Source organism: Klebsiella sp. RC2 (assembly GCF_014192815.1).
GTDB classification, from domain to species: domain Bacteria; phylum Pseudomonadota; class Gammaproteobacteria; order Enterobacterales; family Enterobacteriaceae; genus Klebsiella; species Klebsiella variicola.
Genome location: NZ_JACHYL010000009.1, coordinates 182538 through 197514 on the forward strand (window position 1 = coordinate 182538; position 14977 = coordinate 197514).

15 protein-coding genes are annotated in these 14977 nt (G+C 56.8%); 5 read left to right on the plus strand and 10 right to left on the minus strand.

Going from position 1 to position 14977, the window contains the following annotated elements:
* Nucleotides 1–33 precede the first annotated feature (33 nt).
* The 8 genes from ruvX to metK form a co-directional block, all read right to left on the minus strand.
* Nucleotides 34–450: a Holliday junction resolvase RuvX gene (ruvX, locus tag FHW76_RS24045; RefSeq protein WP_012540565.1), complete on the minus strand. Its 417-nt coding sequence runs from the start codon at nt 448–450 to the stop codon at nt 34–36.
* Nucleotides 450–1013 carry a YqgE/AlgH family protein gene (locus FHW76_RS24050; protein WP_012540566.1) on the minus strand — a complete coding sequence of 188 codons (564 nt, stop codon included), beginning with the start codon at nt 1011–1013 and terminating at the stop codon, nt 450–452. Before FHW76_RS24050 ends, ruvX begins: the two co-directional genes overlap by 1 nt.
* Nucleotides 1014–1187: 174 nt before the next feature.
* Nucleotides 1188–2138 carry a glutathione synthase gene (gene gshB, locus FHW76_RS24055; RefSeq protein WP_008806462.1) on the minus strand — a complete coding sequence of 317 codons (951 nt, stop codon included), beginning with the start codon at nt 2136–2138 and terminating at the stop codon, nt 1188–1190.
* A 20-nt stretch (nt 2139–2158) separates the two neighbouring features.
* Complete coding sequence (gene rsmE / locus FHW76_RS24060) at nt 2159–2890, minus strand: 16S rRNA (uracil(1498)-N(3))-methyltransferase (RefSeq protein ID WP_008806461.1); 732 nt, start codon at nt 2888–2890, stop codon at nt 2159–2161.
* Between the two features lie 91 nt (nt 2891–2981).
* Complete coding sequence (gene endA, locus FHW76_RS24065; RefSeq protein ID WP_008806460.1) at nt 2982–3689, minus strand: deoxyribonuclease I; 708 nt, start codon at nt 3687–3689, stop codon at nt 2982–2984.
* 94 nt (nt 3690–3783) lie between these two features.
* Entirely contained in the window at nt 3784–4284 is a 501-nt protein-coding gene (locus FHW76_RS24070) for a SprT family zinc-dependent metalloprotease (protein ID WP_008806459.1), read from the minus strand.
* Between the two features lie 77 nt (nt 4285–4361).
* Nucleotides 4362–5756 carry a sugar porter family MFS transporter gene (locus FHW76_RS24075; protein ID WP_008806458.1) on the minus strand — a complete coding sequence of 465 codons (1395 nt, stop codon included), beginning with the start codon at nt 5754–5756 and terminating at the stop codon, nt 4362–4364.
* Between the two features lie 379 nt (nt 5757–6135).
* Nucleotides 6136–7290, minus strand: a complete 1155-nt coding sequence (gene metK / locus FHW76_RS24080) for a methionine adenosyltransferase (RefSeq protein ID WP_008806457.1) — start codon at nt 7288–7290, stop codon at nt 6136–6138.
* A 138-nt stretch (nt 7291–7428) separates the two neighbouring features.
* Between metK and FHW76_RS26550 the strand changes: the two genes are divergently transcribed.
* The 4 genes from FHW76_RS26550 to speB all read left to right on the plus strand — a co-directional run bounded on the left by FHW76_RS26550 (nt 7429) and on the right by speB (nt 11262).
* Nucleotides 7429–7704 (plus strand): hypothetical protein, encoded by a 276-nt coding sequence (locus tag FHW76_RS26550; protein WP_136047534.1) that lies wholly within the window; start codon nt 7429–7431, stop codon nt 7702–7704.
* Nucleotides 7705–7991: 287 nt separating this feature from the next.
* Nucleotides 7992–8123, plus strand: a complete 132-nt coding sequence (gene yqgB / locus FHW76_RS24090; protein ID WP_002916578.1) for an acid stress response protein YqgB — start codon at nt 7992–7994, stop codon at nt 8121–8123.
* Between the two features lie 8 nt (nt 8124–8131).
* Complete coding sequence (gene speA / locus FHW76_RS24095) at nt 8132–10108, plus strand: biosynthetic arginine decarboxylase (protein WP_008806456.1); 1977 nt, start codon at nt 8132–8134, stop codon at nt 10106–10108.
* Between the two features lie 233 nt (nt 10109–10341).
* On the plus strand, nt 10342–11262 hold the full coding sequence (speB, locus tag FHW76_RS24100; protein WP_002916572.1) for an agmatinase: 921 nt from the start codon (nt 10342–10344) through the stop codon (nt 11260–11262).
* Nucleotides 11263–11393: 131 nt separating this feature from the next.
* Here the strand turns inward: speB and FHW76_RS24105 are convergent, their stop codons facing one another.
* Nucleotides 11394–12662 carry an OprD family outer membrane porin gene (locus tag FHW76_RS24105; RefSeq protein ID WP_046621697.1) on the minus strand — a complete coding sequence of 423 codons (1269 nt, stop codon included), beginning with the start codon at nt 12660–12662 and terminating at the stop codon, nt 11394–11396.
* Nucleotides 12663–13039: 377 nt separating this feature from the next.
* Nucleotides 13040–13798, minus strand: coding sequence for a M48 family metallopeptidase (locus FHW76_RS24110; RefSeq protein WP_012540572.1), 759 nt, complete (start codon nt 13796–13798; stop codon nt 13040–13042).
* A gap of 280 nt (nt 13799–14078) precedes the next feature.
* Here FHW76_RS24110 and FHW76_RS24115 point away from each other — a divergent pair.
* The coding region (locus tag FHW76_RS24115) for a thiamine pyrophosphate-dependent enzyme (RefSeq protein WP_260182331.1) at nt 14079–14977 on the plus strand (899 nt) is incomplete at its 3' end.

Below are 14977 nucleotides of genomic sequence, written 5' to 3' on the forward strand. Positions count from 1 at the left end.
CAGCCATTTGCCGGCGGCGCAGGAGAGCAGAGCCTAAAAGCTCTGCTCGAAGTAGCTTTCCAGAATGACCACGGCTGAGGCCGAATCAACGCTACCTTTATTCAGCGCCCGGTAGCCGCCGTGTTCAAATAAGCCTGCCCGAGCCTCCACCGTACTCAGACGTTCATCGTGAAGGACGATCGCGACGCCAAAGCGGCCATGAATTTTATTGGCGAAATTCCGCGCGCGCGCCGTCAGCGGTTGCTCGGTGCCGTCCATATTCAGCGGCAGGCCAACGATCACCGCCTCAGGCTGCCACTCTTTGAGCAGTTTTTCGATGACATTCCAGTCCGGTTTACCGTCCTGCGCCTTCAGCGCCGGTAAAGGTCGCGCGGTTGCGGTGATGCGTTGCCCCACCGCCACGCCGATGCTTTTGGTGCCGAAATCAAAGCCGAGAAAGGTTCCGCTCATCATGCATGCCCCGCGACGCCAGGCATCGTCACAATGTCGATACCAATCAGTTTAGCCGCCTCGCGCCAGCGATCGGCGATGGGCGTGCGGAAGAGAATATTCTGGTCGGCAGGGGCGGTGAGCCAGGCATTATCTAAAATCTCCTGCTCCAGTTGTCCTTTCTCCCATGAGGAGTAGCCCAGCGCAACCAGTACGTTGCCCGGCTGTCTGTCGGTACCTAAGGTTTCAAGAACATCCCGCGAGGTGGTGACTACTGTGTTATCCGAAATGCGGATACTCGAGGAGAAGTCAGAGGGCGGGGTATGCAGAATAAAACCGCGGTCTTCCGCCAGCGGGCCGCCCAGCATCACCGGTTTATCCAGACGGATCTCCGGATTGCGCGGCTCCGGAACAATCTTGAGCTTCTCAAGGATCCCTTCCACCTGCAGATTTTCCAGCGGCTTATTGATAATAATGCCCATGGCTCCCTCGTCGTTATACTCGCAGATATAGACCACGGAGCGGCGGAAAATCGGGTCCTGAAGCGCAGGCATGGCAATCAGAAAGTGATGCTGTAAATTCATTGTCAGAGGTTCTGTTCCTGGTTCAAAAAGCAACACCCAGTATGCGGGCAAAGTAGAATAGTGTCGATGCACTTTATCTGGCTGGCGCCCGAGTGGCGCCTGGCTGGCGGCGTTTCACGAGCGCGGTCAACCGCGCTCGCTGCGCCATGAGCGGACGTTTATCCGCCCTGGTGTTTATTTGGTGATACGTCTTTCGATAGCGTCCATCAGCATGCCGGTGATCGAAATATCCGGGAAGGCGGCTTCAATCTCACGCACGCAGGTGGGGCTGGTGACGTTAATTTCCGTCAGACGGTCGCCGATGATATCCAGGCCGACGAAGATAAGACCTTTGGCTTTCAGCGTCGGGCCGACGCGGCGGGCAATTTCCCAGTCGCTTTCGGTCAACGGGCGAGCTTCGCCACGGCCGCCGGCGGCCAGGTTGCCGCGGGTCTCGCCGCCCTGCGGAATACGCGCCAGGCAGTAAGGCACCGGCTCGCCGTCCACCACCAGCACGCGCTTGTCGCCGTCTTTAATGGCGGGCAGATAGTTCTGCGCCATGCAGTAGCGGCTGCCGAGCTCGGTCAGGGTCTCCGTGATCACGCCAAGGTTCGGATCGCCGGCTTTGACGCGGAAAATAGAGGCACCGCCCATGCCGTCGAGCGGTTTCATGATGATATCGCCGTGTTTTTCCCAGAAGGCCTTCAGCTGGGCTTTATTGCGGGTGACCAGCGTTTCCGGCGTCAGTTCTGAGAACCAGGCGGTGAACAGTTTCTCGTTACAGTCGCGCAGGCTCTGCGGCTTGTTGACGATAAGCGTGCCTTTCTCTTCCGCCCGCTCCAGGATGTAGGTGGCATAAATAAATTCGGTATCGAACGGCGGATCTTTACGCATCAAAATAACGTCAAGATCGGCCAGCGGCAGATCCTGCTCACCGGTGAAGTCATACCATTTATCGTAGTTCTGTTCGACGCTCAGCGTGCGCGTACGGGCGCGGGCTTCGCCGTTGATCAAATAGAGGTCGTTCATCTCCATATAATGGAGTTCATAGCCGCGACGTTGCGCTTCCAGCAACATAGCGAAGCTGGTGTCTTTCTTGATGTTGATGGTTGCGATGGGATCCATCACGATGCCGAGCTTGATCATGGTTCTTCTCCGTTAACGCCTCAACCTAAGTCGCCAAAACGCACCTGCAGGGCGGTGATGGCGGTGAGCGCAGTAGTCTCTGTACGCAGAACGCGCGGTCCCAACAGGATATCAGTAAACTGGTATTGCGCGGTCATCGCTATCTCTTCTGCCGATAGCCCACCTTCCGGACCAATCAGCAAACGGACGCGTTCAACCGGTAGCGGCAGCGTATTAATGCTGGCGCTGGCGCGCGGGTGCAGGTTGAGCTTCATCCCGCTGTCCTGCTCGGCGCACCACTCTTCCAGCTGCATGGCCGGACGTATTTCCGGTACCACATTACGACCGCTCTGTTCGCAGGCGGCAATAGCGATTTTCTGCCACTGCTGGATCTTCTTCTGCAAACGTTCGGCGTCCAGTTTAACGCCGCAGCGCTCGGAAAACAGTGGCGTTATGAGGCTTACCCCGAGTTCGATCGATTTCTGGATAGTAAATTCCATTTTTTCACCGCGCGACATCACCTGGCCTAAGTGAATATGCAGCGGCGATTCACGATCGTCGGGTTCGCCGCTGAGCACTTCAACCGTGACATTTTTCTTGCCGGCCTCGGTGATGACGGCGTCAAATACCTGGTTACTGCCGTCAAAAAGCTGTAGGTGCTGACCTGCGGTCATGCGCAGGACGCGACCGACGTGGTTGGCCGCGTCATCGCTCAGCGCAATCTGGCTGCCGACAGTGAGGCGTTCTGGATGATGGATGCGAGGAATGCGCATGCTTGATATTCCGTTCGTTGCGCAGATGCCAGCTTCCCGCCACCGGGCGGGAAGCACAGGGCTGCAAATTAACAATTGCCGCTAGTGTAGGTTAGCTCTTTTGCGCCTGGCAAGCCTGCTGGACATACGGATTATGGTTGCCCTGCACTTTCGCGATGCGCTCATCGCGCTCACATTCCCAGGCGGTGACCGGGTACTGTTTATCCCAGGCGGTAAACAATTGAGTTTGCTGGCGGGAAAGATTCAGCTGGTAGCGGTCGCGCATATAGAAGTAGGTGCGGGCGATAGCGCCGCGGGCGCGGGCAGGGGGCTCGGCGACTTTATCTTTAAAATCGACCTTCATGGTGCACTGGCCGTACTGGCCTTCACCGCCGTTCCACTGGCTGTACATAAAGTTGCCGCGATCGCCATTGACTTCCCCTACCGCCGGCTGCAGGTTGTGCATATCGCTTTCCATCTTGCGGTACTCCGGATCTTTGGCGCAGTTTTGCCGCCCGCCTTCCTGCCAGCACTGGCGCTGATGGCCGAACTGCCACGCCGGCACCACGTGTTCCCATTCAACCCGGCTGGCGCGGTTCTCATTTTTACGCACTTTATAGCCGCAAGATTCCAGATCGATAACGCCTTTTTTACCCTGCCAGTCGATTTTACAGCCGCAATAAAAGTCGCCCGGAACGTCGGCGTTCACTTTGACGCCAGCGGCCTTGGCCTGGGAAAAACTATTAATACCGGCGGCCGCGAGCGGGCCACTGACTGCCGTGCTCAATACCGCAACGGCTAAAATATGCATACGGGACATCGTTAACTCCGTGTCAAAACGAGCCCGCAACGTAGCGAATGAGGGTGCTGGATGCAATCAGTCAGATCAGAAAGTTTCTAATAAATTCTGATGGTTATTTTTCAGCCACCAGCAGATCGCCGCAGTGAACGCAGCGGTAGGTGGCCTCGCCGCGCACCACCCGGTTATGGCGACGGACGGTGAGCTGATGCTGCTGACAGCGACAGCGGTAGGGGAAGGTGTTCTGGCGGACCGAATCGAGTTCAAAACGGTGAGTGCGACGCGCGGGAACGCCAAGGACGTTCTCCATCATCCATTTCCACTCTTTACCGTGCGGCGCGACGCGGCCAAAGTGCTGCCAGACCAGCAGGTGCGCCAGCTCGTGCGGCACCACTTCATCGATAAACTCCTGCTGATTTTCCAGCAGCAGCACCGGATTTAAACGAATTTCGTTTTTCTCCAGCCAGGCGGTGCCGGCGGAGGTACCGCGCTGCTGGTAGACCAGCGTCGGCTCAGCGTAGCGGCGTTCCAGTTTGAGGTTCGCTTTGGCGAGATGCTCCCGCAGGCTGCGCATCACGGCCTGCTGAATAGCGATGGGAATACGGGGTGTTTTCATAGCGCCAGAGGATAGTGCGACGGGCGGGGGAGAGCAAGAGGAAGCTTCCTCCCGGGAGGGGAGGAAGCTCAGGCGGGTTAGTCGCGGGCGCCGATTTCACGCAGCGGACGACCCTGCATCAGGTTACGTTCAATATGTTCCAGCGAGACGTTTTTGGTTTCCGGAATCAGCCAGATAGTCAGCAGGATAAACAGCACGTTCAGACCGCCGTACACCCAGAAGGTATTGGCGCTGCCCAGCGAGTTGAGCATGGTCAGGAAGGTGGCGCCGACAATCATATTGGCAATCCAGTTGGTCGCTGTGGAGCAGGTGATGCCGAAGTCGCGGCCTTTCAGCGGCTGGATTTCGGAACACAGTACCCAAATCAGCGGACCGGCGCTCATGGCGAAACCGACGATGAACATCAGCAGCATCAGGACGGCGATGTACTGCGCGGTAGAGGAGTGAATGCCGATGTGCATCATGCTACCCAGCACGCCCATGCCCGCGGCCATCACGATAAAGCCGAGGATCAGCGTTGGTTTACGGCCCCAGCGGTCGACCAGACCGATAGCGATAAAGGTGGCCAGCACGTTGGTCAGACCGACGATCACCGTCCCCCACATCTGCTCGGTGGTGTTGGCATAGCCCGCCAGTTCAAAAATCTTCGGTGCGTAGTACATGATGACGTTCATGCCGGTGAACTGCTGCATCACCTGCAGCAGAATACCGAGGAACACCGCGCGGCGGAAGTTACTGTTGTCTTTGAACAGCGACCAGCCGGACTGTTTCACCTTCAGGCTTTCGCGGATTTCGTCGAGCTCACGTTTCGCTTCGGCGCTGGTATCGCGCAGGCGCAGCAGCACGCGTTCGGCATCGACGAAACGACGTTTGGCGGCGAACCAGCGCGGGCTGTCCGGCAGGAAGATAACGCCGATCAGCAGCAATACCGCCGGAATAATGATCACGCCGAGCATCCAGCGCCACGCGCCGCTGTAGCTGAAAGCGGTGTCAGAGAGATAGGCACCGAGGATCCCGATGGTGATCATCAGCTGGTACATCGAAATCATACTGCCGCGGATTTTCTCTGGCGCGATTTCCGACAGATACAGCGGAGCCGTGTATGAAGCGACGCCCACCGCCAGGCCCAGCAGCACGCGGGAAACCAGCAGGATCTCGACGTTTGGCGCGGCAGCGGAGAACAGAGAGCCGGCGACAAAGAGGATGGCGCCGATCATCAGGCTTTTTTTACGGCCCAGTTTGAAGGAGAGCCAGCCGCTGCCGACCGCACCGACGGCAGCCCCGAACATCATGGAGCTGACCACCCACTCCTGGGTGTGGGCTGAAATCTGGAACTCATTGGCAATAAAGGGTAAGGCACCCGCAATAACACCGATATCAAGGCCGAACAGCAGGCCAGCCAGCGCGGCGAGGAAACAGACGAAGAACGTCATAGTCTTGTTCGAACGCCCTTGTTTTTTGTTGTCAGGCATAACGCCCTCCAGTTGAGTTATTGATTCTGTCGATGGTTAGGGTAGGACACTCGACGGTAAAAAAACGTGATTATAGTCACGGCTGTGTAATCGTTTACACAAAGGTAAAGAAACGTAATCCATTAAATGCTTTTTAAATCAGCAGTATATACAAGGATAGTCGACATTTTGAAAAACGGTAATCAGAGTTGACCGAAACAATATGTAACATTGTGAAAAATACCCGCACGCTATGCCTGTTATGGAAACAAAGGGGCAGTCATCATAATGTAATCGCTTTCATCGCGTTACCGCGTTTCGCTGAAGCGAAGCGCAGGGGGGAGGGAGACGGAAACAAAAAGGCCAGCGTGAGGCTGGCCTTGAAGAGAGGAAGCAGGGGTTATTTCAGACCGGCCGCTTCGCGCAGCAGAGCCGCTTTGTCGGTTTTTTCCCATGGGAAATGCTCGCGACCAAAGTGACCGTAAGCCGCGGTTTCTTTGTAGATCGGGTGCAGCAGGTCCAGCATCTGAATCAGGCCGTACGGACGCAGGTCGAAGAACTCGCGCACCAGCAGGGTCAGCTGTTCAGAAGGCACTTTCTCGGTGCCGAAGGTTTCCACCATGATCGAAGTCGGTTCAGCGACGCCGATAGCGTAGGAGACCTGAATTTCACAACGATCGGCCAGGCCCGCGGCAACGATGTTTTTCGCCACATAGCGCGCCGCGTAGGCTGCGGAACGGTCAACTTTAGACGGATCTTTACCGGAGAACGCGCCGCCGCCGTGACGAGCCATGCCGCCGTAGGTATCAACGATGATCTTACGACCGGTCAGACCGCAGTCGCCCATCGGGCCGCCGATAACGAAACGTCCGGTCGGGTTGATGAAGAATTTGGTCGAAGCGTTCAGCCATTCGGTCGGCAGGGTCGGCTTGATGATCTCTTCCATCACCGCTTCCTGCAGGGATTTCTGGTCGATGTCTTCCGCGTGCTGCGTGGACAGAACCACCGCATCGATGCCGACGATTTTGCCGTCGTCATACTGGAAGGTCACCTGGCTTTTCGCATCCGGACGCAGCCACGGCAGGGTGCCGTTTTTACGCACTTCAGCCTGGCGCTGCACCAGACGGTGAGCATAGGTCACCGGCGCCGGCATCAGCACGTCGGTTTCGTTGGTCGCATAGCCAAACATCAAACCCTGGTCGCCTGCGCCCTGTTCCAGCGGGTCGGCACGGTCGACGCCCTGGTTGATGTCCGGAGACTGTTTACCAATGGCGCTCAGAACGGCACACGAGTTGGCGTCAAAGCCCATATCGGAATGCACGTAGCCAATTTCGCGGACGGTGTTGCGGGTGATCTCTTCGATATCAACCCATGCGCTGGTGGTGATTTCGCCGCCTACCAGCACCATGCCGGTTTTGACATAGGTTTCACATGCGACACGCGCTTTCGGATCCTGCTCGAGGATCGCATCCAGCACGGCATCAGAGATTTGGTCAGCAATTTTGTCAGGATGCCCTTCTGATACGGACTCAGACGTAAAAAGGTGTTTTGCCATATTTTATTTCACCTGTGGACGATTCGGATAGCTCATACTGTTGTGTAATGTGGCTTTGGTGGATAATCAGCGCAAAGCCGCGCAGGTAGCGACACGAGCAGTCTGAGTGTTAATCAGTATAGACGGATTAACTTCTGGATGGCTATTTTAGGTCAATTCTTGAGCCCATTTCCAGCCTTTTTTGATGGCGGTCGCATTTATGGGAAAACCCGCCTGGCAAATTTTCCTGACAACCGCGCAAACGCACACATTTTTATTTTGCTTTTTACCCTGCTTCTCGGTATAAAACGCCGCGCGCGGCTCATTAAAAAAGCGCACGGGGCATCGCCCTGTGGTGCCACTTCCAGCCGGGTTAAGCAGTCTGTATTTACAGAATCTCGCAGCGGCGTAGCGCCTGTTGCCCGGTATGTATAGCTTTGGCTTGTCGCCGACCCTGTCGCAGGGCGGTGTGGAGGTGATACCAGATAATGAACCAATGTTTTTCGCTTGATTCGTCGCGTCGTTCTGTCGCGCGTCAGCACTCCGCAACCTGCATCTCTCTCATGCAAACCAGCCGATGTTCACCCCATCTCGGCGCTTCTCAGGATTCCAGGGCCGGTCGGTCGTTAGAAAACTGAACAAGGGCGCTCTTGCCAGGCAAGAGTTTTCTCGTGGTTTCTCCGGACTGTCATACTCTGTTCGGCTACGTGTTTTACGATGATATGAATAAGAAACCGGTCGCGCAGTCGCAAAACCAGCAGATAGTGCTGGGCTTTAGGACTGTTCATGGGTTGTTATCGCATCTTTGGACTGCGATAGTAGTTAACTGTCTTACACTTATTATTAAAAATTGAGGTTCGCTATGTCTGACGACATGTCTATGGTTTCGCCTTCGTCAGCAGGCGAACACGGTGTACTACGTTCCATGCAGGAGGTAGCGATGAGCTCCCAGGAAGCCAGCAAGATGCTGCGTACTTATAATATTGCCTGGTGGGGCAATAACTATTATGACGTCAACGAACTGGGCCACATCAGCGTTTGCCCGGATCCGGACGTCCCGGAAGCGCGCGTGGACCTCGCGGAATTAGTCAAAGCCCGCGAGGCGCAAGGGCAACGTTTGCCGGCGCTGTTCTGCTTCCCGCAGATCCTGCAGCACCGCTTGCGCTCGATCAACGCCGCCTTCAAACGCGCGCGTGAATCATACGGTTATAATGGCGATTACTTCCTTGTCTACCCGATTAAGGTTAACCAGCACCGTCGCGTGATTGAATCGCTGATCCATTCCGGCGAGCCGCTGGGACTGGAAGCCGGTTCGAAAGCCGAACTGATGGCCGTGCTGGCGCACGCCGGGATGACCCGCAGCGTCATCGTCTGTAACGGCTATAAAGACCGCGAATATATCCGCCTGGCGCTGGTGGGCGAGAAGATGGGCCACAAGGTCTATCTGGTCATCGAGAAGATGTCCGAGATCGCCATCGTGCTGGAAGAGGCCGAGCGCCTGAACGTGGTGCCGCGCCTTGGCGTGCGTGCGCGTCTGGCCTCGCAGGGCTCCGGCAAATGGCAATCCTCCGGCGGAGAGAAGTCCAAGTTTGGCCTCGCGGCGACCCAGGTACTACAGTTGGTCGAGATCCTGCGTGCCGCAGGGCACCTTGAGAGCCTGCAACTGTTGCACTTCCACCTCGGTTCGCAGATGGCCAATATTCGCGATATCGCCACCGGCGTGCGTGAATCCGCGCGTTTCTACGTCGAACTGCATAAGCTGGGCGTCAACATTCAGTGCTTTGACGTCGGCGGCGGTCTGGGCGTGGACTATGAAGGGACCCGCTCGCAGTCTGACTGCTCGGTGAACTACGGTCTGAACGAATACGCCAACAACATCATCTGGGCGATCGGCGATGCCTGCGAAGAGAACGGCCTGCCGCACCCGACGGTGATCACCGAATCCGGCCGCGCGGTGACCGCGCACCATACCGTGCTGGTTTCCAACATCATCGGCGTGGAGCGTAACGAATACACTGAGGCGACCCCGCCGGCGGAAGACGCCGCGCGTCCGCTACAGAGCATGTGGGAAACCTGGCTGGAGATGCACGAGACCGGCAACCGCCGCTCGCTGCGCGAATGGCTGCACGACAGCCAGATGGACCTGCACGATATCCATATCGGCTACTCCTCCGGCACCTTCAACCTGCAGGAGCGCGCCTGGGCCGAGCAGCTGTATCTGAACATGTGTCATGAAGTGCAGAAGCAGCTCGACCCGAGCAACCGCGCGCATCGTCCCATCATCGATGAGCTGCAGGAGCGGATGGCGGATAAAATCTACGTCAACTTCTCGCTGTTCCAGTCGATGCCGGATGCCTGGGGGATCGATCAGCTGTTCCCGGTGATGCCGCTGGAAGGGCTGAACAAGTCGCCGGAGCGCCGTGCGGTGCTGCTGGACATCACCTGCGACTCCGATGGCGCCATCGATCACTACGTGGACGGCGACGGGATCGCCACCACCATGCCGATGCCGGAGTACGACCCGGAGAACCCGCCGATGCTGGGCTTCTTTATGGTCGGCGCCTATCAGGAGATCCTTGGCAACATGCATAACCTGTTTGGCGATACCGAGGCGGTGGACGTGTTCGTCTTCCCTGACGGCAGCGTTGAGGTTGAGCTGTCCGACGAGGGCGATACCGTGGCGGATATGCTGCAGTATGTGCAGCTGGATCCGAACACGCTGCTGACCCAGTTCCGCGATCAGGTGAAAAATACCGGCCTGGACGACGCGCTGCAGCAGCAGTTCCTCGAAGAGTTTGAGGCGGGACTGTACGGCTATACTTATCTGGAAGACGAGTAACCATTGATGCCCGGTGGCGTAGCGCTTACCGGGCCTGCGAAGGTAGGCCGGATAAGGCGAAGCCGTCATCCGGCGGAATGCGATACTTACTTGAACCCGTATGCATTACCGGCGATAATTCACGCCAATAAGCGATTTATCTATCAAACCCTTCCTCGTCGGGCCTAACGACGCGGAGGGGTTTTTTTATACTTATTTTTTACGTTCCACGACTGCGAAAAGAGGTCATATCCATGAGCACTTTAGGTCATCAATACGATAACTCCCTGGTATCCAATGCCTTTGGCTTTCTGCGTTTGCCAATGAACTTCATGCCGTATGAAAGCGATGCGGACTGGGTCATCACCGGCGTGCCGTTCGATATGGCGACATCCGGGCGCGCGGGTGGCCGTCATGGCCCGGCGGCTATCCGTCAGGTTTCCACTAACCTCGCCTGGGAGCACAACCGTTTCCCGTGGAACTTTGACATGCGCGAACGCCTGAACGTGGTGGACTGCGGCGATCTGGTGTACGCCTTCGGCGACGCGCGCGAAATGAGCGAGAAGCTGCAGGCCCACGCCGAGAAGCTGCTGGCGGCAGGCAAGCGCATGCTCTCCTTCGGCGGTGACCACTTTGTTACCCTGCCGCTGCTGCGCGCCCACGCTAAGCACTTCGGTAAAATGGCGCTGGTGCACTTCGATGCCCACACCGACACTTACGCCAACGGCTGCGAGTTCGACCACGGCACCATGTTCTACACCGCGCCGAACGAAGGGCTTATCGATCCGAACCACTCCGTGCAGATTGGTATCCGTACCGAGTTCGACAAAGATAATGGCTTTACGGTGCTGGACGCCGGCCAGGTTAACGACCGCAGCGTTGATGACGTCATTGCCCAGGTGAAGCAGATCGTCGGCGACATGCCGGTGTACCTGACCTTTGATATCGACTGTCTGGATCCGGCGTTTGCGCCAGGCACCGGGACCCCGGTTATCGGCGGATTGACCTCAGACCGGGCGATCAAACTGGTGCGTGGCCTGAAGGATCTGAACATCGTGGGGATGGACGTAGTGGAAGTCGCTCCGGCCTACGATCAGTCCGAAATTACCGCTCTGGCGGCGGCGACTCTCGCTCTGGAAATGCTCTACATCCAGGCGGCGAAGAAGGGCGAATAAGCCGGGTAACCCCGACCCTCTCCCTTCCCGGGAGAGGGTTGCGCGCGGCACAGAGGGGTTATCAAGGCGCCGGGCGAGTGCTCCTGTGCGCCGGGAGAGGGCCGGCGCGCAGGAGAGGGGTCATTATCGCGTCAAAACACGTTAAACGGATATTCGACGTAGAACCGGACTTCATTCCCGCTGACGTTATAGTCGCTGGCGTTGCTGGACACGCGCAGCACCGAATAGCGTAGTCTGAATTTCAAATCTTTCGCCACGCCGTTTTGTACCTGGTATTGAACCTGGTTGAACCATTCGTGTTCTTTGCCGTTGCTGGTCTCTGAAGTTTTAATGTTATCACCGCGCACATAGGCGGTGGTCCAGGTCAGCCCCGGTAATCCCAGCCCGGCAAAATCCAGTCCGTACGATGCCTGCCAGGAGCGTTCATCTTCACCGTTAAAATCAGACCAGTAGGAGTTGGCCAGCCAGATGGTGTTCCCGCCATCGCCGACGCCGCCCTGGTTCTGGTAGCCGCCGTAGTGGTAACCGGTGCTGCCGCTGCTTTGCTGATAAGCGACTTTAAAGGTATGAATATCCCAGATGTAGCTGGCGGCCAGGCTCCAGATGCTATTGCTGCGACCGGTGTCATTGGCGTCGGCATATTCTTGATCCAGGCGTGAGTTATAGCCGTTGAAATCGAGAACCATCTGTTGGTTGGCGGCGAACGGCTGCTTATAGTTCAGGCCAAGATACTGTTTGTTCAGCACATCTTCGACGTGTGACGCGTACAGCGCGCCGCTGAGCTGGTCGTTGAACCGGTAGCTGGCCCCGCCGAAGGTCAGGCTTTTCAGGCCGCTGTTATGGCTGTCGTCGCTTTTGCGCTGCTGGTCGGTGAGATAACCGGCGTTAATTTCCAGGCCGTCGATTTCGCGCGAGGTGAGCATGGTGCCGGTATAGCTCTCGTACAGCAGGCGTGAATCGTCAGCGTAGACGATGGGCAGCATCGGCCGCTGGCTGCCGTAGCTGAGCACGGTATTCGAAAAGCGCATTTTGCCGGTAGCGCCGAATTTGGCGAGGTCGGATTTTGCGCGGCCGTCGTCATCCTGGGCGAAAAAGTCGATCCCGCCCGCGCCGCTGCGCCCGCGACCGCCGTCAAGGCGCACCGCATACTGGGCGATACCGTCCACGCCAAAGCCGACCGGTCCCTGGGTAAAGCCCGATTCGAAGGTGGCGATAATCCCCTGGCCCCATTCGGCTTTATCCGGCAACCCATCGCGATAATCACGTTTGATATACGCGTTACGCAAAAAGAGATCCAGATGGCTGTCGTCAATAAAGCCCTGACTGGCGGATTGTTGGCTGGCGAAAGTCGGTGCGGCGGCAATAATGCCAAGTGCGATTAACGATAATTCTTTTTTCACTGAAGGCACTTCTCTGTCTGTCGATATATTCAAGGGGATCACTGCAGTCGCGATATTCTCCTGAAATAATGTCGAAAGCAATCATTGTGTGAGCAATGGTATCGCCAGGAAACAAGCTGTGTGGCGCACGCCGGCTGCGTTTGGCGAAGAGGGGTGGACTATTTATTATCTGGAGGAACGCGGTTCTGAAAGGCGGATTGTGTACGCTGTTTTTTATTTGCCAAATAATATCTTGCTGAGTGACAGCGCTTAAAATAATTGGCTGTGACGAGGTGCAGCAATAATTAACGGTTTGTGCGCTTAAGTTATCAATTCATGCGGCTAAATATTTTTACAGGGATATAAAAAAGGGAGGCGATAATGCCTCCCGCTGTCGATTATTTAATCCCGTCGGCTTTCATGCGATCGCGAATATGCTGGGCGCGAGCTTCGGAGGCCGGGTGATCGTCAAACATAGAGCTCTGACGACCGGCTTCCAGCTTGGCCAGTTTTTCGAAGCTGGTGGCCAGTCCCGACGGATTGATGCCGCGCTTACGCAACAGGTCATAAGAGTAGTCATCCGCTTCCGATTCCTGACGCTGGGAGAACTGCGAGTTCACCAGTTTTTCGCCTAAATCGCCCAGCTGCGACTGCGACAGGCTGCCGACGATGCCGCCGGCGGAGGCCGCCGCCGCACGCACGGCGTTGGTCCCCAGCGCGACCTGCATGCCTTTCTTCACGTGGCCCAGCGCAACGTGACCCATTTCGTGGCCGATAACCGCTTCAACTTCATTATCGTTCATCAGGTCCATCAGCCCGCTGTAAACGCGGATGCAGCCGTTCGCCATCGCGAAGGCGTTCACATCCTTGGTCTCATAGACCTTGTAGTTCACTGGCTGGCCATTGATGTTATCGCCCAGCGCGGTCGCGATTTTGCTCAAACGCTGGCTGTATTCACTGCTGGCCGGGGCGATTTTCGCTTTGGCGTCCATCTCTTTACAGGCCTGGTCGCTTAAGGTTTTCACCTGCGCGTCGCTGAGGGAGTACGCCTGGAAGGCTTCGGCGCCTGAGCTGAGCAGACCATTGGAGTCCATGTTCTGACATCCGGTGAGGGTTGCTGCGATCCCAAGAGCAAGTACGGTTGAGCGAATTTTCATTTTTTTATCTTCCACAATCTTATGGTTGTTTATCCGACAATACGGCGACGGCAGGGAACCGTATTCTGCGTAAATTATAAAGAGTATCGCAGGATGCGGGCGAGCGGATTCCGGGGTAGCACAACCTGTTCCAGAGATTTCTTAAAGGGCAAAAGGATGCTCCATGTACATGACTTGTCGCTTGGGTTACATTGTTCACACTTTTTTCCGGCGTAGCCCAAAACGCGCTCTCGTCAAGTCGTTAAGGGCATGGCCTTCAACAGTCCGAACTGGAGTCAAAATGTCCTCACGTAAAGAGCTTGCTAACGCTATTCGTGCGCTGAGCATGGACGCTGTACAGAAAGCCAAATCCGGCCACCCGGGGGCCCCGATGGGTATGGCTGACATTGCCGAAGTGCTGTGGCGTGATTTCCTGAACCATAACCCGAACAATCCGGCCTGGGCTGACCGTGACCGTTTTGTGTTGTCAAATGGCCATGGTTCGATGCTGATTTACAGCCTGCTGCACCTCACTGGCTACGATCTGCCGATTGAAGAGCTGAAAAACTTCCGCCAGCTGCACTCCAAAACCCCGGGTCACCCGGAAGTCGGCTACACCGCGGGCGTGGAAACCACCACCGGTCCGCTGGGCCAGGGTATCGCTAACGCGGTCGGGATGGCTATTGCCGAGAAAACTCTGGCGGCGCAGTTCAACCGTCCGGGCCACGATATCGTCGACCACTACACCTACGCCTTCATGGGCGACGGCTGCATGATGGAAGGCATTTCTCATGAAGTGTGCTCCCTGGCCGGTACTCTGAAACTGGGCAAACTGGTGGCCTTCTATGATGACAACGGCATCTCCATCGACGGCCACGTTGAAGGCTGGTTCACCGACGATACCGCGAAACGCTTTGAAGCCTACGGCTGGCACGTGGTGCGCGGCGTGGACGGTCACGACGCTGACGCCATCAAACGCGCAGTAGAAGAAGCGCGTGCGGTCACCGACAAACCGTCCCTGCTGATGTGCAAAACCATCATTGGTTTCGGTTCGCCGAACAAAGCCGGTACCCACGACTCCCACGGCGCACCGCTGGGCGACGCCGAAATCGCGCTGACCCGCGAAGCGCTGGGCTGGAAACACGCGCCGTTTGACATCCCGTCTGACATCTATGCCCAGTGGGATGCCAAAGAAGCCGG

Bases quoted from the DNA above. Each gene is read 5' to 3' on its own strand.
- FHW76_RS24070 (WP_008806459.1), bottom strand. From the start codon at position 4,284: ATGAAAACACCCCGTATTCCCATCGCTATTCAGCAGGCCGTGATGCGC.
- speA (WP_008806456.1), top strand. From the start codon at position 8,132: ATGTCTGACGACATGTCTATGGTTTCGCCTTCGTCAGCAGGCGAACAC.
- yqgB (WP_002916578.1), top strand. From the start codon at position 7,992: ATGAATAAGAAACCGGTCGCGCAGTCGCAAAACCAGCAGATAGTGCTG.
- rsmE (WP_008806461.1), bottom strand. From the start codon at position 2,890: ATGCGCATTCCTCGCATCCATCATCCAGAACGCCTCACTGTCGGCAGC.
- gshB (WP_008806462.1), bottom strand. From the start codon at position 2,138: ATGATCAAGCTCGGCATCGTGATGGATCCCATCGCAACCATCAACATC.
- metK (WP_008806457.1), bottom strand. From the start codon at position 7,290: ATGGCAAAACACCTTTTTACGTCTGAGTCCGTATCAGAAGGGCATCCT.
- speB (WP_002916572.1), top strand. From the start codon at position 10,342: ATGAGCACTTTAGGTCATCAATACGATAACTCCCTGGTATCCAATGCC.
- endA (WP_008806460.1), bottom strand. From the start codon at position 3,689: ATGTCCCGTATGCATATTTTAGCCGTTGCGGTATTGAGCACGGCAGTC.
- FHW76_RS26550 (WP_136047534.1), top strand. From the start codon at position 7,429: ATGGCTATTTTAGGTCAATTCTTGAGCCCATTTCCAGCCTTTTTTGAT.
- FHW76_RS24050 (WP_012540566.1), bottom strand. From the start codon at position 1,013: ATGAATTTACAGCATCACTTTCTGATTGCCATGCCTGCGCTTCAGGAC.
- FHW76_RS24075 (WP_008806458.1), bottom strand. From the start codon at position 5,756: ATGCCTGACAACAAAAAACAAGGGCGTTCGAACAAGACTATGACGTTC.
- FHW76_RS24110 (WP_012540572.1), bottom strand. From the start codon at position 13,798: ATGAAAATTCGCTCAACCGTACTTGCTCTTGGGATCGCAGCAACCCTC.
- ruvX (WP_012540565.1), bottom strand. From the start codon at position 450: ATGAGCGGAACCTTTCTCGGCTTTGATTTCGGCACCAAAAGCATCGGC.